Raw genomic sequence first — 18,245 nt, 5'->3', positions numbered from 1 at the left:
CCGGTCGCGGCGGCGGCGCAGCACGGCCGCCTCCGGGGCGTCCGGGGCGCCGCCGCCCGCGATCCAGCCCGCGAGGAGCCCCTCGGTCCGGGCGGCCGGCGCCCCGGCGATGCCGGTGACCTCCCCCGCCGCGTAGACGTCCGGGACGGTGGTGCGCTGGTCGCCGTCCACCTCGGCGAACTCGCCGCCCACGGTTCGGCGCAGCGCGCAGCCGGCGGCCACGGGCAGTTCGAGCTGCGGGCTGAAGCCGTGGGTGACGCACACGGCGTCGGCCGGCACGGCCTCCTCGGTGCCGGGCACGACCGACCAGTCGGGACGCAGCCGCGCCGTGACCGCCTCCTCGGCGCGCCCGTCGCCCCGGACCTCGACCACGGCGCGGCCCGTCCGGTACGGGACGCGGCGCCGGGCGAGCAGCCCCGCGTACTCCGCGAGCTCTACGGACTTGCCGATCTGCGACGCCAGCTCCCAGGGGCGCCGCGTCCAGCCGCGGGCCACGGTGGAGGCCGGGTTCGCCTCCAGCACCGCGGCGACGGTGGAGCCCGCCTCCAGCAGGGCCGCGGCGACCGGCAGCAGGAACGGTCCAGAACCGGCGATCAGGACGGCGTCGCCGACGACGAGGCGCTCCCCCTTGGCCAGTGCCTGCGCGGCCCCGGCCGTGAAGACGCCGGGCAGGTCCCAGCCGGGGAACGGCAGGACGCGGTCGTGCGCGCCGGGCGCGAGCACGAGCGCGTCCGGCGCGAGGACGCGGCGCTCGCGGTCCGCGCCGTCGGCCTCGCCGCGCAGGACGTGCACGAGCGGCGCGCCCCCGTCGCGCCGCTCCAGCGCCCAGACCGCGCTCTCCGGCCACCAGTCGCAGCGCGGATGCCCGAGCACGTGCTCGCGCACGCGCTCGAAGTCCCGCCACCCGTGGTGCAACCGCTCAGGCCGCGCCGCACGGTACGCGTCGGGCAGCATCCGGTGGTACTGCCCGCCGGGGTTCTCGGCGGAGTCGACGAGCGTGACCTCCGCCCCCGCCCGCAACGCCCCCGCAGCAGCCCCAAGCCCCCCAGGCCCAGCCCCAACAACCACAACACGCCGAGTCACCGCGCTCCCTCCCCTGGCGCCGCGACTGGTTCCGTGGTGGGGGTCGGGTTGCGGGATTGGGTGGTTATCGTGTCGCCGTCGTGGGCGCGGCGGCGGCAGGCGCGCACGTCGCGGACGCCGTTGACGGTGACCAGGCAGTCGAAGCAGGCGCCGATCCCGCAGAACACGCCGCGCGGCGCGCCGGACGGGCCCGTCCGCCAGGAGCGGCGGCCGGACGCGAGCAGCACCCCGGCGACGGTCTGGCCCGCCACGCCGGTGAGCGGCTCGCCGTCCACGGTGATCCGCAGCGGGACGTCGCGGCGGCCGGTCGCGTCGTCGGACGCGCGCACGAGTCGCGGGCTCATACCTCTCCTCCGGGTGCTGCGGCCTCGGCCAGGACGGCGGGGCGGTCCACGCGGAACGGGTCTGCGGGGATCGCCGGTTCGCGGCCCAGCACGAGGTCGCGCAGGACGGCGGCGGTCCCGGCCGACAACCCGATGCCGGCGCCCTCGTGGCCGGTGGCGTGCCATAGGCCGGGCAGCCGCGGGTCGGCGCCGATCACGGGCAGGTGGTCGCCGACGTAGGGGCGGAATCCCCCGTAGGCGCGCATGACCGCCGTCCCGGCGAGTGACGGGAACAGCCGCAGGGCCTTCGCCGCGATGACCGACAGGACCTCCGGGCGGAGCCGGTCGTCGAAGCCGACGCGGCGGCGCGAGGAGCCGAGCAGGATCGTCCCGCCGCGGGTCGACTCGACCACCGCGGACGCCTGGAGCTCCTCGGCGCCGCTGCCGACGGCGCCCACGTAGCCGGCGTCGTAGACCTTGTGGAAGACGGTGGGCGGCATCGGGGCGGTGACCAGGACCTCGCCGCGCCGGGGCCGGACGTCCAGCCGGACGCCGAGCCGCCGCGCGGTCTCGCCGGACCACGGGCCCGTCGCGTTGACGACGAGGTCGCCCTCGATGGTGCCGCCGGACGTCCGGACTCCGGTGAGCCGGCCGCCGGAGACGATCCCGCCGAGGACCTCGTGTCCCGCGTGCAGGACGGCCCCGGCGCGCAGCGCGTCGGCCAGCAGCGCGGTCGCGGCTCCGGAGGGCTGTACCTGGGCGTCCTCGGGGTAGTGGACGGCGGCCGTGACGTCCCTGGTGAGGTGGGGTTCGGCGGTGGCGAGGGCGGCGGCGTCCAGCTCGGTGGCGATGATTCCGGCCTCGCGCTGGGCGGCGGCGAAGATCCGTAGCGCCTCGGCGCCTTGGGCGGTGGTCGCGACGACGATGCCGCCTTTCGGGTCCCACTCGACGCCGCGGGCGTCCGGGAGGCCGTGGAGGATCTCGGGCCAGAGGCGGAGCGACAGCCGGGCGAGTTCCAGCTCGGGACCGGGGCCCTTGTCGGAGACGAGGACGTTGCCCTCGCCGTGGGCGGTGGTCGCCGCGGCGGGGCCGTCCCGTTCGACGACCGTCACCGCGAGGCCCGCGCGGGCCAGCTCGCGGGCGCAGGCGGCGCCGACGATCCCGGCGCCCAGCACCACGGCCCGCGTCATCGGCTCCCCTTCGATCGTTCGTTAAACCGAACGATGCCGAGGCTATGGCCGCCCGGGCGCGCTGTCAACGCGCGGCGGCGTCCCGGCTCACGGGGTCTCCAGGAGGTGCGGCGGTTCGGCGGGGGCGGCGTGAAGGCGCTGGTCGGAGCGGTACTGGAGGAGCAGTACCGAGCGGACGGTCCCCTCCAGGGCCGTGTAGGCGTGCGGCAGCCGGGCGTCGAAGCCGACGTAGTCGCCCGGCCCCAGCTCGACGTCCCGGCCGTCCACCCGAACGCCGAGCCGGCCGGCCTGGACGATCGTGTGCTCGGTGCCCACGTGGCCGAGGGAGTCCTGCCGGGAACCGGCCCTGACCTGCTGGTCGTACACCTCGAAGAACGCGCCGCCGGACTCGATGCCGCGCAGCGGCCGCAGGTCGACGCCCTCGCCGCGCAGCACCTCGACGTCGGCCGCGCGCACCACGGTCGGCCCGGACGGCTCCTGCCGGTCGAGCAGGTCGGAGATGGGCACCTCCAGAGCGCGCGACAGGCTGAACACGGTCTCGATCGTGGGGTTGCCCGCCCCCGCCTCCAGCTGGTGAAGGGTGGCCTTGCCGATCCTCGACCGGCGGGACAGCTCCGACAGCGACAGGCCGCGCTCCTGGCGCGCGCGCCGCAGGTTCGCGGCCAGCAGGTCCCGCACCGAATCACCCGAAGCGCCCACGCGCCGCCCCTCCGCTCCATCGTTCGGTTTAACGAACGAGCACCGTATCGTAGCCCATCGGGGCCGTCAGCGCGGCAGGTCGGCGTGGCGTTCGAGGTACGCCTCGGCCTCCTTCGGGTCCTCCAGCGGCAGCGGGTAGACGAGCAGCTCGTCCACACCGAGATCGGCGTAGCGCCGCGCGGTGTCCGGCGCGATGGGCGCGAGCGGCAGCGCGATGATCCGCAGGCGGCCGAGCGCCGCCGGGCGCTCGGTCTCCGCGGCGGCGCGCTCCAGGCCCGCGAGGTTCGCCTCCAGCTCGTCCGGCGTCCCGACGCCGATCCAGCCGTGCCCCCGGGCGACCGCGCGGCGGAACGCCGCGGGACTGTGGCCGCCGATGGCGATCCGCGGGCCGTCCGGGCGCACGGGGCGGGGGTGCGCGTCGACGCCGTCGAACGCGACGAACCGCCCGCGGTAGGACGGCTCCGGGTCGCTCCAGAGCGAGCGCATCGCGTCGAGGTACTCGTCGGTGCGGGCGCCGCGCTCGGACATCGGCACGCCGAGCGCGGCGAGCTCCGGTTCGAGGTACCCGGCGCCGACGCCGAGGGTCAGCCGGCCGCCGCTCAGCACGTCCAGGCTGGCCGCCTGCTTCGCGAGGACGAGGGGGTTGCGCTGCGGGAGGATCACGATGCCGGTGCAGAGCCGGATCCGCTCGGTGACGGCGGCGACGAACGCCAGGTGCACGAGCGGGTCGAGGATCGCGTCGGTCGCCTCCATCGGCGAGCCGGGGACGCGCGGGCTCGGCAGGACGACGTGGTCGCCCGCCCACCAGGAGGCGTACCCGAGCTCCTCGGCACGCCTCGCCAGCCGCGCCGTCGCGTCCGGGTGCAGCGTCGCCTTGGCGTTGATCCCGTTCACGCCCAGTTCCACCGGGGCTCCTCTCGTCCGCCGTCCAGGTCGGCTTCATCCTGGGGCCGGGGCGGCGTCCGCGTCCAAGAGCGGTGCTTATTCCCGGTGGTTATCGATCTTCACGGCTTGACTTCCAGTATTCCTATCTAGAATATGGGGATTATGCCGCACGTCGTCCTGACCGTCCGGCGCGTGGTCGACAACATGCGCCTGAACAGCAGCCTCTGTCGCTGACCGCGCCGCCCGCGCCGCCGCCCGCGTCCCTCAGCGCGTACTCGGACTCGGCGCCCGCACGGGCCCGCCCCACCTCCTACCGCCGTCCCCGGCACTGACGCCCGGGACCGCATCCCCCTCCCCGCTCCACTCTCCCCACCGAGCCCTGCCGCCGCCGTCTCCGGCTCCGGCAGGGCTCCCACCGGCGTGCGGCCCGTCCGGCCGTCGCGCCCGAACCACATGAGGGGCCACGCCACCATGTCCTTCCCCCGTCACCGACTGCGCCTCGCGACCGCCGCCGCGGCCGCCGCCCTGCTCAGCCTGACCGCCGCCTGCGGCGGCTCCGCGGAGGCGGGCGGGTCCGCCGGCGGCTCCGGCGGCACGGTCATCAAGCTCAGCGACCCGGGCAACGCGGGCCCGCTCGCCTACGCCAAGCGCGAGGGCCTCCTCGACGAGCGACTGAAGGCGGCCGGCGCCCGGGTGCAGTGGGGCGGCTCGTACGCCTCCTTCACCGCGACGATCGACGCCGTCCGCTCCGGCTCCGTCAACGTCCTGGAGGGGGCGATCTCCCCCGCGCTGGGCTACCTCGCCAACAGCCGCGATCTCAAGATCTTCGCCGTCGCCGACCCCGTGACCGACCGGGCGGCGCCGCCCCGCGACGGCCTGGTCGTCCCCGCGGACAGCCCGGTGCGGTCGGTGAAGGACCTGGTCGGCAAGCAGGTCGCGGTCAACAAGGGCGGGCGCGGCGAGTACCTGCTGCTGCTCGCGCTCAAGGAGAACGGCATCCCCGCCGACCAGGTGAAGCGCGTCTACCTGAACCCGGTCCAGGGCGCCTCGGCGTTCGCGACCGGCAAGGTGGACGCCTGGTGGGCGATCGTCAACGCCTACCCCGAGGTCGTCGCCAAGGGCGCCCGCGTCCTGCTCAACGGCCGCGACCTGCCGGACAAGGACCTCACCATCTGGGCCGCCCGCACGGAACTGTTGGAGAAGAACCCGAAGGCCGTGCAGGTCTTCCTCGACACGCTGCGCGAGCTGACCGAGGAGGAGAAGCGGTCGCCGGAGAAGTTCCAGAACGTCTTCCTGAAGAAGGGCCCGACGGCGGTCTCCGGCAAGCGGCTCCAGGACAACCTCGCCGAGGCCCGCTACCAGAACGTCCCGCGCTACGCGGGCGCGTCCGACGGCACGTACGTCGAGAGCGTCGCCGGGATCTTCCGCCAGTACGGCGTCCTGCCGTCGGCGATCCCCGCGGACCAGGTCATCTCCGACCTGCGGGCGGCGTCGGCGTCGCCGGTGCCGTCCGGGACGTCGTCATGACGCTGGAACGGCCGCCGGCCGCGCCCGCGCCCGCGCCGGAGGAGGTGGCGACGACGGACGTGCCCGCGGCCTCCGCGCCGGACGCGGAGGCCGGGGACGGCGAACTGCGCGTCCCGGCGCGGATCGGGACGCGGCGGCGCCGCCCCGCGGTCTCGCTCGCCGTCCGGACCGGCGTGCCGGTGCTGCTGGTCGCCGCCTGGTGGTACGGGACGGCGAGCGGCGGCATCCCGCCGGACGTCCTCACCGGCCCCGGCGCGGTGCTCGGGGCGCTGCGGGAGCTGGCCGAGACGGGGCAGCTCACCGACTACCTGCTGGCGTCGGGCCGGCGGGCGGCGCTCGGCGTGCTGGCGGGCGCGGGCGCCGGGCTGCTGCTCGGCGTCGCGGCCGGGCTGTCGGCGCTCGGCGAGGAGCTGATCGACCCGACGATGCAGATGAAGCGGGCCGTCCCGTTCCTCGCGCTCGTGCCGCTGTTCATCTCCTGGTTCGGCGTCGGCGAGACCTTCAAGATCGTGCTGATCGCCGTCGCGACGGCCGCGCCGATGTACGCCTACACCTACCTCGGCGTGCGCGGCGTGGACCGCAAGGTCGTCGAGGCGGCGCGGGGCTTCGGGCTGCGCGGCGCCCGGCTCGCCCTCGCCGTCATCGTGCCGAGCGCGCTGCCGAGCATCCTCATGGCGCTGCGGATCAGCCTGTCGGTGTCGCTGACCGGCCTCATCGCCGCCGAGCAGATCGGCGCGAGCGAGGGCATCGGCTACCTGGTCACGCTCGCGCAGCAGTACTACCGGAACGACTACATGGTGCTGTGCATCCTGATCTACGCGCTGATCGGGCTGGTCATCGACCTCGTGATCCGGGGCGTGGAGCGGCTCGCGATGCCCTGGCGGGGGCAGGTGGCGGCCCGATGAGCGACGTCGCCGTGCGCCTCGCCGGGGTGCGGAAGTCGTTCGGGCCGAAGACCGTCCTCGCCGGGATCGACCTGGAGGTCCGGCGCGGCGAGTTCTTCGCGCTGCTCGGCCCGAGCGGCACCGGCAAGACGACGCTGCTGCGCCTGCTCGCGGGCCTGGAGGTACCGGACGCCGGGACCGTCCTCGCCGCCCCGCGCCGCACCACCGTCTACCAGGAGCCGCGGCTGGTGCAGGCGCGGCGCGTCCTCGCCAACGTCACGCTCGGGCTGCCGCGCTCGTCCCGGGACGCGGGGCGGCGCGCGCTCGCGGAGGTCGGCCTCGCCGGGCACGAGCGGGCGTGGCCCGCGACGCTGTCGGGCGGCGAGGCCCAGCGGGTGGCGCTGGCGCGGGCGCTGGTCCGGGACCCGCAGGTGCTGCTGCTGGACGAGCCGTTCGCCGCGCTCGACGCCCTCACCCGGCTCCAGATGCAGGACCTCGTCGCCGAGCTGTGCGCGCGGCACCGGCCCGCGGTCGTCCTCGTGACCCACGACGTGGACGAGGCGCTGCGCCTCGCCGACCGCGTCGCGGTGCTGCGCGGCGGGACGTTCGCCGACGACCGGGAGGTCGGTCTGCCCCGGCCGCGGGACCGCGACGATCCGGCGCTCGCCGACCGGCGCCGCGCCCTGCTGTCCCATCTGGGGGTCGAGCCGGCCTCCGCCCTCACCCCTGACCCCCACTGACGACCCATTCCCGAAGGAGCGCCGTGACCACGGTGGAGAAGATCTGGTTCACCCGCTGCCCGGTGCCGACGGCCAGCGGCCTCGCCCACAACCTCGGCTGGCTGGCCGAGCGGTTCGGCACGGCCGGGTTGGAGGTGGGCGTGCTCCAGGACGCCGGCCCCGAGCTGGCCCGGCACCACTTCGACCACGACCTGCTCGGGCTGTTCCGCGAGGGCGGCAACGTGCCCGCGCTCGCGGCGCGGTCGGCGGGCGCGCCGACCCGGCTGATCGGGCTGACCTGGATCGAGGAGTGGCAGTCGATCCTCGTTCGGCCCGGCTCCGGGATCGGGGACGCGGCCGGGCTGCGCGGCGCCCGCGTCGCCCTGCCGGGCTGGGCCGGGACGCGCGCGACGAGCTTCCCGCGCGCGATGGCGCTGCACGGGGTGAAGGGCGCGCTCGCCCAGGGCGGCCTCACCCTCGACGACATCGCGTTCGTCGAGGTCCCGGCGGAGCTGTCGCCGTCCGTCGGACGCGACGCGCGCGGCGGGCGGCTGTCGTGGCCCGGCCTGGAGCAGCTCGTCCGCGGCGAGGTGGACGCCGTGTACGTGAAGGGTGCTCGGGCCGCCGACCAGGCCCGCGAGCTGGGCCTCGCCGTCGCCGTCGACCTGGACGCCCACCCCGACCCGAGGACGCGCGTCAACAACGGCACGCCGCGTCCGATCACCGTCCACGAGCGGCTGCTCGACGAGCGACCCGACCTGGTCGTGGCGTTCCTGGAGCAGACGCTGCGCGCGGCGGACTGGGCGGCCGGGAACCTCGACGGCGTCCGCGAGATCCTCGCCCGCGAGACCCGCTCGGACGCGGAGGGCGTCGCCACCGCGTACCGGGGCGACTTCCACCGCTCCCTGCACCCTGACCTGTCGGACGAGCGGCTCGCCCTGCTCCGGGTCCAGAAGGACTTCCTGCTCGTCCACGGGTTCCTCGACACCGACGTGGACGTGGACGCGTGGGCGGCGCCCGAGCCGCTCCGGCTGGCGCGCGAGCGCCTCGCCGCCGAGGGGGTCGCGGCATGACGGCCCCCGTCCCGGCCTCCCCTGACCCGGTCCCGCCCGTCCCGGAGTTCATCGTCACGCTGCCGACGCGCGGCGACGGCGCGCGCGGCGACTTCGGGCCGCCGCCCCCGGCCCCGCCGGCGTTCGTGACCGACCTGCGGCCCGGCGCGTACGGGCCGTTCGACCACCTCGCGGAGATCGGCCGCGCCGCCGAGATCGCGGGCTTCGACGGCGCGCTCGCGCCGTTCGACGCGGGCGGCGAGGAGTCCGTCGTCGTCACCGCCGGGCTGCTGCGCGCGAGCCGGTGGCTGCGCGGCGCCGCGGGGCTGCACCCCGGTGTCGCGACGCCGGTGTACGCCGCGAAGGTGTCGGCGTCCCTCCAGCGGTTCTCCGGCGGCCGGCTCGACTGGCGGCTGTCGGTCGACCTCGACCCGTCCGTCGCGCGGGCGCAGGGCGACTTCGTCGAGGGCCCGGACCGCTACGCCCGCGCCGACGAGTTCCTCACCATCGCCAAGGGCGTCTGGCACGAGGACTCCTACACCTACGAGGGGCGGTTCTTCCAGGTGCTGGCGGGCGGCTTCCAGGCGCCGCTGTCCGACCGGCCGTTCCCGCGCGTCCACCTGTCGGGGACCTCGCCGGAGGCGCTCGACCTGTCGGCCCGGCACGCCGACGTCCACGTCTTCGACTTCGCGGCCGCGCAGCCGGGCGTCTCCCGCCAGGGCGACGTCCTGGACGCGCTGATCGCCGACCTCCGCGCCCGCGCCGCCGGGCACGGCAGGGCCCTCGCCTTCGGGCTGACCCTGCCCGTCCTGGCCCGCGAGGACGAGGAGGAGGCGCGGGCCGAGGCCGCCCGCCGTACCGCCGCGGGCGCGCCGCCGTCCGGGCTCACCGGGTCGTATGACCAGGTCGCGGACGCGATCCGCGGGTTCGCGGCGCGGGGCGTCACGACGTTCGTGCTGGAGGCCGCCCCGTACGTGGAGGAGACCTACCGCCTCGGCGAGCACCTCCTCCCCCTGCTGGCCACCGGCACAGCGCCCGCCGCCGCGTCCGACACCGTGAAGGAGCACGAGCATGCCGATTGACATCTACTGGCGGATCGGGACGCACGGCGACCAGCCGTCGCTGCGCCGCCGGGTCGCGAGCCGCGGGGACTGGGCGCCGGGCGAGCCCGGCGCGATCGCGCCCCGCGTCCGCGGCGGGCGGGACGACGGGTACACCCACCTGGACCACATGGCGGACGTGGCGCGGGCGTCGGAGCTGTCGGGGTTCGTCGGCGGGCTGCTGCCGTCGTTCCCGTTCACCGACGACCCGTGGGCGGCGGCCGCGAGCCTCGCCCGGGAGACCACCACCTACCGCTTCATGATCGCCTACCAGCCCGGGTTCCTGCACCCGGTGCAGGCGGCGCGGATGTCGGCGAGCCTCCAGCGGGCCACCGGCGGCCGCGTGGTCTACAACGTGATCTCCGGCGGCGGCGGCCCGGCCCAGCTCTGGTGGGGCGACAAGGTCGACCACGACGACCGCTACGCGCGGACGTCGGAGTTCCTCGACGTCCTGAAGGGCGTCTGGGACGGCGGTCCGTTCGACTACGAGGGCCGCTTCTACCGGGTGGAGGGCGCGGGGCTGCCGGGCCCGCTCGCCGGGCAGCCGTTCCCCGAGATCTACTTCTCGGGCTCCTCCCCCGCCGCGATCCGCGCCGCCGGGCGGCACGCCGACTACTACCTGTCCTGGCTGGAGCCGACCGCCGCGCTGTCCGCCAAGTTCGCGCAGGTCCGCGAGCACACCGAGGCGCTCGGGCGGTCCCCGAGGTTCGCGGTGCGCATCGACGTCCTCGCCCGGGAGACCGAGGAGGAGGCGTGGGACGAGATCCGGCGCGGCTGGCGGCACGTGGACCCGGCGCAGCTCCGCGGGCCGGAGGCGTCCGGCGACTCGGTCGGGTGGCTGCGCAGCGCGTCCTTCGTCGAGTGGCCCGTCACCGACCTCCGCGCGCTGGAGGTCGAGCCGAACTTCTGGGGCGGCTTCCATCTGCTGCGCGGCGGTCCCGCGTTCGGCCTGGTCGGCAGCTACGCGCAGGTGGCCGCCCGGCTCGACGAGCTGATCGGCCTCGGCGTGGACGCGTTCATCCTCGCGGGCGTCCCCCACCTGGAGGAGGCGCACCGCGTGGGCGAGCGGGTGCTCCCGCTGCTGCGCGGCCACGACCTGCGCGACCACGGCCCGCGAGCCGACGGCACCGGCGCCGACCAGGGCCGCACCCCGATTTCCGCAACGAGAGGAACCCCCTGATGTCCGACTCCAAGCCCGTCCGCGTGGGCTACTTCCCGAACAACAACTCCCTGTGGGTGCTGCGCCACCGCGGCATCCTGGAGCAGTCCCTGCCGGACGTGGAGTGGGTGGACCTCCGGTCGCTGCCCGCCGGGGACCGCCCGTCCCCGACCGAGGGGCTCCCGTCCGCGCACGGCGACCACCTCTTCGACGGCGGGTACGACTTCATCGGCACCGGCTCGACGCCGCCGGTCACCGCGCAGGCCAAGGGCCACGACGTCGTGTACGTCGCTACGTCCGGGCCGCGGCACGAGAACGGCCGCCTGGTCGTCCACGAGGACTCCGGCATCGCCTCGGTCGCCGACCTCAAGGGCAAGCGGGTCGCGCTCGGGCACGGCTCCTGGCAAACGACGCTGCTGCTGTTCGCGCTGGACGACGCCGGGCTCGGCTGGCGCGACATCGAGCCCGTGGACGCCTACACCGACGCCGCGCAGCTCTTCCTGGACCGCGAGGTCGACGCCTGGATCGGCTCCTACCCGGCGCTGACCCGCGTCGAGGAGGAGGCGTCCCCGCGCACCCTCGTCGAGACGGACGGCCTGTTCAGCCACCGGTCGCTGTGGTTCACGCGCCGCGACTTCGCCGAGGGCCGCCGGGACGAGCTGGCGGCGATCGTCGGCGCGCTCCAGGAGTCCGACGCCTGGATCAGGGAGAACCCGGGCGAGGCCGCGAAGCTGTTCGCCGACGACGACGGAGGCGACGTGGCGGCCTGGGAGAACGCGCTGCGGCGGCGCCCGTTCGGGCTGGAGCCGGTGAGCGCGGAGTTCGTCGCGGAGCAGCAGCGCGCCGCCGACCTGTTCCACGACGCCGGGCTCGTCGACCGGAGGATCACGGTCGCCGACGCCGTGCTGCCGGAGCTCGGGGAACTGGTCGAAGCCAAGCGCGTGCACTGAGCGGACGGGCTGAGCGCGTGCGGTGAGCGCCGTCCCGCGCCGGTCGGGAGCCGGGCGGGTCGTCACAGGGTGACGGTCCGCCCGGTGCCGGTGGCACGGGCGCGCTCGACGATGACGGACGCCGCGGCGGCGTCCTGCACGCCCAGGCCGACGCTGTTGTAGAAGACGATGTCGGCGGCGGACTCCCGCCCCGGGGCCAGGCCCGCGACGATCGGGCCGAGCGGCCGCAGCCGTCCCGGGTCCAGGTGTCCGGCGCGGACGCCCGCCACGATCGGGCCCGCCTGCTCCAGCGCGGTCGGGACGTGGTCCACCACGACGGGCGCGGCCCGCCTGACGAGCCCGGCGTCCACCTCCGTCCTGTCCGGGGCGAAGGAGCCGACGCTCACGACGGTGCAGCCGGGATCCAGCCAGTCGCCGCGGACGACCGGTTCCGTGCTCGTGGTCGCGGTGACGACGATGTCGGCGCCCGCGACCGCGTCGCGGACGGACGCCGCGGCCTCCACGGGCAGGTCCAGCTCCGCCGCGAGCTCGTCCGCCGCGCCGCAGGTCCCGGGGTTCCGGCAGGCCAGGGCGACGTGGTCGAGGGGGCGCACGCGCGCCATCGCCCGGACGTGCGCGCGGCCCTGCACCCCGCAGCCGGCCACGGCGAGCCGCGACGCGCCCGGGAGCGCGAGGTGCTCGGCCGCGACCGCGCTCGCCGCCGAGGTCCGCAGCGTCGTGACGGCCTCCCCCTCGATGATCGCGACGGGCCGCCCGTCCACGGGGTCCTGGACGGTGACGAGCGCGGCGACCGTGGGCAGGCCGCGGCCGGCGTTGCCCGGCGTGACGCTGCCGAACTTGGAGACGGCGCCGGTCCCGGGCAGCCGCGACACGTAGCAGAACGCGACGGCGCCGTCCGGGCCGTCGAGGAGCAGCCGGGGCGCGAGCCGCGCCTCGTCCCGGCCGAGCGCCGCGAACGCCGCGCGCTGCGAGCCGAGCGCCGCCGGCAGGTCGAACACGGCGCGCACGTCGGCGGCGGACAGCAGCAGCACCTCGGCCATGAAGTGATCTTCGGCGGCCGGGCGGCGCGCTGTCGAGGGCGGGAGGGCAAGCGGTGCTTACCGATCTCCCCACGAGATCGCGCGCTTGTTCGTCTCGACGCCCGTCGCGCGACGAATCACGCTTTTGCCATCCCGCCTGACGAGCGAGGGAGTGGCCCGATGACCCCTGGAACCCCGCGGGACCGCCGGCGCGCGCCCCGCGCCGCCGCGGCGGCCGGCGCCGGCCTGCTGCTGGTCCCGCTCGCCGGCTGCGGCTCCGGCGGCGGCTCCGGCGGGGGAGGCGACATCAGGATCGGGGTGCCGGCGCCCCTCAGCGGCGACTCCGCGTCCGCGGGGCAGGACATCCTGGCCGCCGCGAAGGTCGCCGCCGACGAGGTCAACAAGGCGGGCGGCGTGCGCGGCCGGTCGATCAGGATCGTCCAGGCGGACGACGCGTGCAGCGCCCAGCAGGGCGCGCAGGCGGCGCAGAAGCTGCTGAACAGCAAGGTCGTGGCGGTGGCGGGCGGCTACTGCTCGGGCGCGGCGGTGCCCGCCATCCCGATCTACGGGCGCCGGGACGTCCCGTTCGTGCTGGACGCGTCCACGAACCCGTCGCTCACCGAGACCGGCAAGGGGAAGGTCTTCCGGACCTGCGGCCGGGACGACAACCAGGGCGCGCTCGCCGCGAAGTTCATGACCGGCCAGCTCGGCGCGCGGCGGGTCGCGGTCCTGCACGACAACACCACCTACGCCAAGGGCCTCGCGGACGCCGCGGCGGGGTCGGCGAAGGGGCTCGGCGCGCAGGTCGTCTACGAGGACGCGCTCCAGCCCGGCCAGTCCGACTACAGCCCCGTCCTCACGAAGATCGCGTCCACGAAGCCGGACGTCGTGTACTTCACCGGCTACTTCGCCGAGGCGGGCCTGCTGCTCAGGCAGCGCAAGCAGCTCGGGCTGAAGTTCACTCTGATGGGCGGGGACGCGACGACCGACTCGACCGTGCTGAAGACCGCCGGGGCGGCGGCCGACGGCTACATCGCCACGACGGCGCCGCTCGCCAAGGACCTCCCCGCCGCCGCGTCGTTCGTCGCCGCGTACAAGGCGAGGAACGGCGCCGATCCGGGGCCGTTCTCGGTGTACGAGTACGACGCGGTCAAGCTCCTCGCGAAGGTCATGGGGGACACCGGGTCCACGAAGGGCCCCGACATCACCAAGGCGCTGCACGGCGTGAAGGACTACCCCGGGATCACCGGGCCCATCACGTTCGACCAGAAGGGCGACCGGACCGACCCGCTGTACATCACGGTGCGCGTGCAGAAGGGCGCCTTCACCGCCTACAAGAAGCTGGACAAGACCGGCGCCGCCTGGGTCGACGCCCGGACCGGCTCGTGAGCGACTTCGTCCAGTACCTGGTGAACGGGCTGACCATCGGAGCGTTCCTCGCGCTGATCGCGCTCGGCTACTCGATGATCTACGGCGTGGTGCGGTTGATCAACTTCGCGCACGGCGACGTGTTCATGATCGGCGCGTTCGCCGGGTTCGGGGTGCTGACGACGCTCGGCGCGACCGGCGGGATGGCGCTGCCGGCCGTGCTCGCCGCCGTCGCCGCGGGCGCCCTCGCCACCGGCGTCCTCGGCGCCGGCGTCGCCCGCGCCGCCTACCTGCCGCTGCTGGCCTCGCCGCGGCTCGCGATGCTCATCGCGGCGATCGGGGTCTCGCTCGCGCTGGAGGAGGGCGTGAAGGTGCTGACCCACGCCCGCTTCAAGTCCTACCCGAACGCGCTGGACGGCGGGCAGGTCATGAGCGGCGCCGTCCGCGTCACCTACGGCCAGCTCGCGCTGGTGCTGCTCGCGGTCGCGCTGATGGCGGGGCTGTGGCTGTTCGTCACCCGCACCGTGACCGGGACGGCCATGCGCGCCCTCGCGATGGACCGCGACGCCGCCCGGCTCCAGGGCATCGACGTGGAGCGGCTCGTCCTCGCGACGTTCTTCGCCGGCTCGCTGCTCGCCGGCGCGGCCGGGGTCATGTACGGGCTCTACTACACGCAGATCAGCTTCGGGATGGGGTTCCTCATCGGGCTGCGGGCGTTCACCGCCGCCGTGCTCGGCGGTATCGGGAACCTGCCGGGGACGATGGCCGCCGGGGTGTGCATCGGGCTCGTCCAGTCGTTCTCCGCCGGGTACGTCTCGTCGCGCTGGACGGACGTCATCATCTTCGGGCTGCTGATCGCCGTGCTCGCGCTGCGCCCCACCGGCCTGTTCGGCGAGCGCGTCGTGGAGCGCGCGTGAAGACCTTGCGGCGCCCGGACGCCACCGCCCTGGCCCGGCACGCGGGATGGCCGCTGCTGCTCCTGGCCGCGCTCGCGGCCGGGCAGGTGCTGGACGACTACGCCGTCACCGTCGCCGGGACGATCCTGATCTACGCGATCCTCGGGCTCGGGATCAACATCGTGGTCGGCTACGCCGGGCTGCTGGACCTCGGGTTCGCGGCGTTCTTCGCGATCGGCGCGTACACCTCCGGGCTGCTGATGCTGAAGCTGCACTGGGGCTTCTGGGCGACGCTGCCCGTCGCGGTGCTCGCGGCGGCGGCCTCCGGCGTCGTGATCGGCTATCCGACGCTGCGGCTGCGCAGCGACTACCTCGCGATCGTCACGCTCGGCTTCGGCGAGATCATCCGGATCACGGTCGTCAACCTGGACGTCACCGGCGGCCCGAACGGGCTCACCGGGATCCCGCCGGTCACCGTCGGCGGCCGGGAGATCGTCACGCCGCCGGACTTCTTCTACCTCGCGCTCGCGTTCTTCGCCGCCGTCCTCGTCCTGACCGGCCTGCTCGCCCGGACGCGGCTGGCGTACGCGTGGCGCGCGGTCCGGGCCGACGACCGCGCCGCGGAGGCCGTCGGCGTGCCGACGCGGCGGGTGAAGCTGCTCGCGTACGTGCTCGGCGCCGCGGTCGGCTCGGTGGCCGGGCCGCTGAACGCCGCCCAGCTCGGCACCGTCGACCCGTCCAGCTTCACGTTCCTGACCTCGCTGATGATCCTGCTCGTGGTGATCATCGGCGGGATGGGCAGCCGGCCCGGCGTCGTGGTCGGCGCGGTCGTCGTCGTCGCGCTGCCCGAGGCGCTGCGGACCGTCCAGGAGTACCGGGGGCTGTTCTTCGCGCTGCTGCTCGTCCTCATCGTCCTCGTGCGGCCGCAGGGCGTCTGGCCCGCCCGCCCCCGCCGGTTCGCGCGTCCCGCGGCGGCCGGGCCCGAACCCGCTCCCCCAGCCGCGGGCGGAGGCGTCTTGGAGGTCGAGGGGCTGACGCGGCGGTTCGGCGGCGTCACGGCGGTGGAGGACCTGTCGCTGCGGGCCGGCGCCGGCGAGGTCGTGAGCGTCATCGGCCCGAACGGCGCGGGCAAGACCACCGCCTTCAACTGCGTCACCGGCATGATCGCGCCGGACGCCGGGACGGTGCGCGTCGCGGGCAGGCGGGTGCACGGCCTCGCGCCGCACCGGGTCGCCGCCGCCGGGCTGGCCCGCACGTTCCAGAACATCCGGCTGTTCGAGGAGCTGACCGTCGCCGAGAACGTCCTGGTCGGCCGGTTCGCCCGGGACCGGTCCCTGCTGCGGCCGCCGTCGCGCGCCGACGCCGCCGCGGTGCGCCGCTGCCTGGAGTTCACCGGGCTCGCCGAGGCCGCCGACCGCCCGGCGGGCGGCCTGCCCTACGGGGACCGCCGCCGGCTGGAGATCGCCCGGGCCCTCGCCGCCGAGCCGCGCGCGCTGCTGCTGGACGAGCCCGCGGCGGGCGCGAACCCGACCGAGAAGCGGGCCCTGATGGACCTCATCGGCCGCGTCCGGGCGCGCGGCGTCGCGGTCGTGCTGATCGAGCACGACGTCGCGCTGGTCATGTCGGTCTCGACCCGGGTCGTCGTCCTCGACCGCGGGCGCGCGATCGCCGCCGGGCCGCCCGCCGAGATCCGCGCGGACGACCGGGTGATCGCCGCGTACATCGGCGTCCCGGACGACCCGGACGCCGGGCTCCAGGCGGAGGTGCTGCGGTGAGCCTGCTGCGGGTCGAGGGGCTGCGCGCCCGCTACGGGCAGGTCGAGGCGCTGTCGGGCGTGTCGTTCGAGGTCGCCGAGGGCGAGATCGTGGCGCTGCTCGGCAGCAACGGCGCGGGCAAGACCACGACGCTGCGGACCGTCACCGGGCTCCAGCGGGCCCGGTCGGGGCGCGTCGAGTTCGCCGGACGGGACGTCACGCGGCTGCCCGCGCACCGGATCGTCGCGGCGGGCCTCGGCCACGTCCCCGAGGGGCGGCGCGTCTTCCCCGCCCTGACCGTCGCGGAAAACCTGCTGCTGGGCGGCTACCTCCGGCGCCGCGACCGGGCCGCCGTCGCCGCCCGCCGCGCGGAGGTCTACGCGATGTTCCCGCAGCTCGCCGAGCGTCCCGGCCAGCCCGCCGGGCTGCTGTCCGGCGGGGAGCAGCAGATGCTCGCGATCGGCCGCGCGCTGATGCTCCGGCCCCGGCTGCTCGCCCTGGACGAGCCGACGATGGGGCTCGCGCCGCAGACCGCGCAGCGGGTGCTGCGGGCCGTCCGCGAGATCCGCGAGCAGGGCACCACCGTCCTGATCGTCGAGCAGAACGCGCACCAGACGCTCCGGCTCGCGGACCGCGCGTACGTGCTGGAGACCGGCCGGATCGTCCTGTCGGGCCCGGCGTCCGAGCTCGCCGAGGACGACCGCGTGAAGGCCGCCTACCTCGGCGGCGACCCCGCCGTCGACCCGGCACCCTGAGGGGTCACAGCAGGCCGTTCTGGACGAGCCACGCCTTCGCCACCGCCTCCACCCGGTCGCCCTTCGCGACCTGCGCGTTCAAGTAGCGCAGGTCCTCGGTGGTGAGCTTGGCCGAGACGGCGTTCAGCGCGGCGCGCGCGCCCGCGTCCACGTCGGCGCGGTCGACCAGCGGCGTGACGTTCTGGGCGCCGAACAGGTGCTTCGGGTCGTCCAGGACGACGAAGTCGCGGCGGCGGAGCGCGGGGTCGGTGGTGAACATCTGCGCCGCCTGGAGGGTTCCCTTGGCGAGCAGGTCGGCGAGCGTGCCGAAGTCCTCCTGCCGGAACGGCTGGAACTCCTTGAACCCGGCGCCGTAGACGGCCCTGAGCCCGATCACGCCCTGATGGCGGGTCTGGGCCTCCGGGGTGCCGCCGAGGACGAACCCGTCCGAGACGCCCTTCAGGTCGGCGAGGGAGGTGAGCCCGTAGCGGTCGACGGTGGCGCGGGTGACGACGATCGCGTCCTTGTCCTCGGCCTTCGCCGGGTCGAGCACCTCCAGCGTGCCGGGCAGCTTGCCGCGCAGCTTGGATTCGACCGACTTCGTCGTCGCGGGCGCGGCCGCGTCGAGGTCGAGCGCGCCCAGATAGGAGGCGAGCGCGCCGTTGTACTCCGGGACGACGTCGACGCCGCCGTCCTTGACGAGGGGGTAGTAGGTCTCGCGCGGGCCGAGGTTCGGCCTGCGGGTGACCGGACGGCCCTTGGCCTCCAGGGCCTGGGCGTAGATCTCGCCGAGCAGGATGCTCTCGGGGAAGTTCGCCGAGCCGACGGTGAGCCGCCGCGGCGCCGGGGCGGTCAGGGCGGACGGGCGGCGGCGGTCCGCGTCCGGGGGCCGGGGCCACAGCG

General features: G+C 75.5%; 18 protein-coding genes. 11 read left to right on the top strand and 7 right to left on the bottom strand.

What is annotated here, in order from left to right:
* From E1300_RS36855 to E1300_RS36835, 5 genes are all read right to left on the bottom strand, one after another.
* Nucleotides 1-1,068 (bottom strand): NAD(P)/FAD-dependent oxidoreductase (locus E1300_RS36855; protein WP_278045414.1); only part of this gene is annotated, 1,068 nt, incomplete at its 3' end.
* An 11-nt stretch (nt 1,069-1,079) separates the two neighbouring features.
* Nucleotides 1,080-1,427, bottom strand: coding sequence for a (2Fe-2S)-binding protein (locus E1300_RS36850; protein ID WP_131761751.1), 348 nt, complete (start codon nt 1,425-1,427; stop codon nt 1,080-1,082).
* Nucleotides 1,424-2,596, bottom strand: coding sequence for an NAD(P)/FAD-dependent oxidoreductase (locus E1300_RS36845; RefSeq protein ID WP_131761750.1), 1,173 nt, complete (start codon nt 2,594-2,596; stop codon nt 1,424-1,426). Before E1300_RS36845 ends, E1300_RS36850 begins: the two co-directional genes overlap by 4 nt.
* A gap of 87 nt (nt 2,597-2,683) precedes the next feature.
* Nucleotides 2,684-3,295: a helix-turn-helix domain-containing protein gene (locus tag E1300_RS36840; protein ID WP_131761749.1), complete on the bottom strand. Its 612-nt coding sequence runs from the start codon at nt 3,293-3,295 to the stop codon at nt 2,684-2,686.
* Between the two features lie 66 nt (nt 3,296-3,361).
* The gene (locus E1300_RS36835; protein ID WP_131761748.1) at nt 3,362-4,201 is read right to left on the bottom strand and encodes an LLM class F420-dependent oxidoreductase; all 840 of its coding nucleotides are present in this window, start codon (nt 4,199-4,201) and stop codon (nt 3,362-3,364) included.
* Between the two features lie 450 nt (nt 4,202-4,651).
* Here E1300_RS36835 and E1300_RS36830 point away from each other — a divergent pair, with 450 nt between their 5' ends.
* Genes E1300_RS36830 through E1300_RS36800 form a run of 7 tightly spaced genes read left to right on the top strand, consistent with a single transcriptional unit; the run spans nt 4,652 to nt 11,571 of the window.
* Complete coding sequence (locus E1300_RS36830) at nt 4,652-5,707, top strand: NrtA/SsuA/CpmA family ABC transporter substrate-binding protein (protein ID WP_131761747.1); 1,056 nt, start codon at nt 4,652-4,654, stop codon at nt 5,705-5,707.
* Nucleotides 5,704-6,612 (top strand): ABC transporter permease, encoded by a 909-nt coding sequence (locus tag E1300_RS36825; protein ID WP_131761746.1) that lies wholly within the window; start codon nt 5,704-5,706, stop codon nt 6,610-6,612. Before E1300_RS36830 ends, E1300_RS36825 begins: the two co-directional genes overlap by 4 nt.
* Entirely contained in the window at nt 6,609-7,331 is a 723-nt protein-coding gene (locus tag E1300_RS36820) for an ABC transporter ATP-binding protein (protein ID WP_131761745.1), read from the top strand. The genes E1300_RS36825 and E1300_RS36820 overlap by 4 nt, the downstream gene beginning before the upstream one ends.
* A gap of 23 nt (nt 7,332-7,354) precedes the next feature.
* A complete protein-coding gene (locus tag E1300_RS36815; protein ID WP_131761744.1) occupies nt 7,355-8,383 on the top strand; it encodes an ABC transporter substrate-binding protein in 1,029 nt (342 codons plus the stop codon).
* Nucleotides 8,380-9,444, top strand: a complete 1,065-nt coding sequence (locus E1300_RS36810; RefSeq protein ID WP_131761743.1) for an LLM class flavin-dependent oxidoreductase — start codon at nt 8,380-8,382, stop codon at nt 9,442-9,444. The genes E1300_RS36815 and E1300_RS36810 overlap by 4 nt, the downstream gene beginning before the upstream one ends.
* Nucleotides 9,434-10,642, top strand: a complete 1,209-nt coding sequence (locus E1300_RS36805) for an LLM class flavin-dependent oxidoreductase (protein WP_131761742.1) — start codon at nt 9,434-9,436, stop codon at nt 10,640-10,642. The genes E1300_RS36810 and E1300_RS36805 overlap by 11 nt, the downstream gene beginning before the upstream one ends.
* The gene (locus E1300_RS36800) at nt 10,642-11,571 is read left to right on the top strand and encodes an ABC transporter substrate-binding protein (RefSeq protein WP_131761741.1); all 930 of its coding nucleotides are present in this window, start codon (nt 10,642-10,644) and stop codon (nt 11,569-11,571) included. Before E1300_RS36805 ends, E1300_RS36800 begins: the two co-directional genes overlap by 1 nt.
* A 62-nt stretch (nt 11,572-11,633) precedes the next feature.
* Here the strand turns inward: E1300_RS36800 and E1300_RS36795 are convergent, their stop codons facing one another.
* Nucleotides 11,634-12,611, bottom strand: a complete 978-nt coding sequence (locus tag E1300_RS36795) for an ornithine cyclodeaminase family protein (RefSeq protein WP_131761740.1) — start codon at nt 12,609-12,611, stop codon at nt 11,634-11,636.
* Between the two features lie 159 nt (nt 12,612-12,770).
* On the opposite strand from E1300_RS36795, the gene E1300_RS36790 reads away from it, so the two are divergent.
* From E1300_RS36790 to E1300_RS36775, 4 genes are read left to right on the top strand one after another with little or no spacing between them, the layout of a single operon-like run.
* Nucleotides 12,771-13,979: a branched-chain amino acid ABC transporter substrate-binding protein gene (locus E1300_RS36790; RefSeq protein WP_131761739.1), complete on the top strand. Its 1,209-nt coding sequence runs from the start codon at nt 12,771-12,773 to the stop codon at nt 13,977-13,979.
* Nucleotides 13,976-14,875 carry a branched-chain amino acid ABC transporter permease gene (locus E1300_RS36785; RefSeq protein WP_131761738.1) on the top strand — a complete coding sequence of 300 codons (900 nt, stop codon included), beginning with the start codon at nt 13,976-13,978 and terminating at the stop codon, nt 14,873-14,875. Before E1300_RS36790 ends, E1300_RS36785 begins: the two co-directional genes overlap by 4 nt.
* Nucleotides 14,872-16,629 (top strand): branched-chain amino acid ABC transporter ATP-binding protein/permease, encoded by a 1,758-nt coding sequence (locus E1300_RS52955; protein ID WP_165503156.1) that lies wholly within the window; start codon nt 14,872-14,874, stop codon nt 16,627-16,629. Before E1300_RS36785 ends, E1300_RS52955 begins: the two co-directional genes overlap by 4 nt.
* On the top strand, nt 16,626-17,363 hold the full coding sequence (locus E1300_RS36775; protein ID WP_131761736.1) for an ABC transporter ATP-binding protein: 738 nt from the start codon (nt 16,626-16,628) through the stop codon (nt 17,361-17,363). The genes E1300_RS52955 and E1300_RS36775 overlap by 4 nt, the downstream gene beginning before the upstream one ends.
* A gap of 4 nt (nt 17,364-17,367) precedes the next feature.
* Here the strand turns inward: E1300_RS36775 and E1300_RS36770 are convergent.
* The coding region (locus tag E1300_RS36770) for an ABC transporter substrate-binding protein (protein ID WP_165503155.1) at nt 17,368-18,245 on the bottom strand (878 nt) is incomplete at its 5' end.

This window comes from Actinomadura fibrosa (assembly GCF_900659615.1).
Classification (GTDB): domain Bacteria; phylum Actinomycetota; class Actinomycetes; order Streptosporangiales; family Streptosporangiaceae; genus Spirillospora; species Spirillospora fibrosa.
The sequence above is the reverse complement of the archived record's forward strand: the minus strand, read 5'-3'. Positions and strand labels throughout refer to the sequence as shown.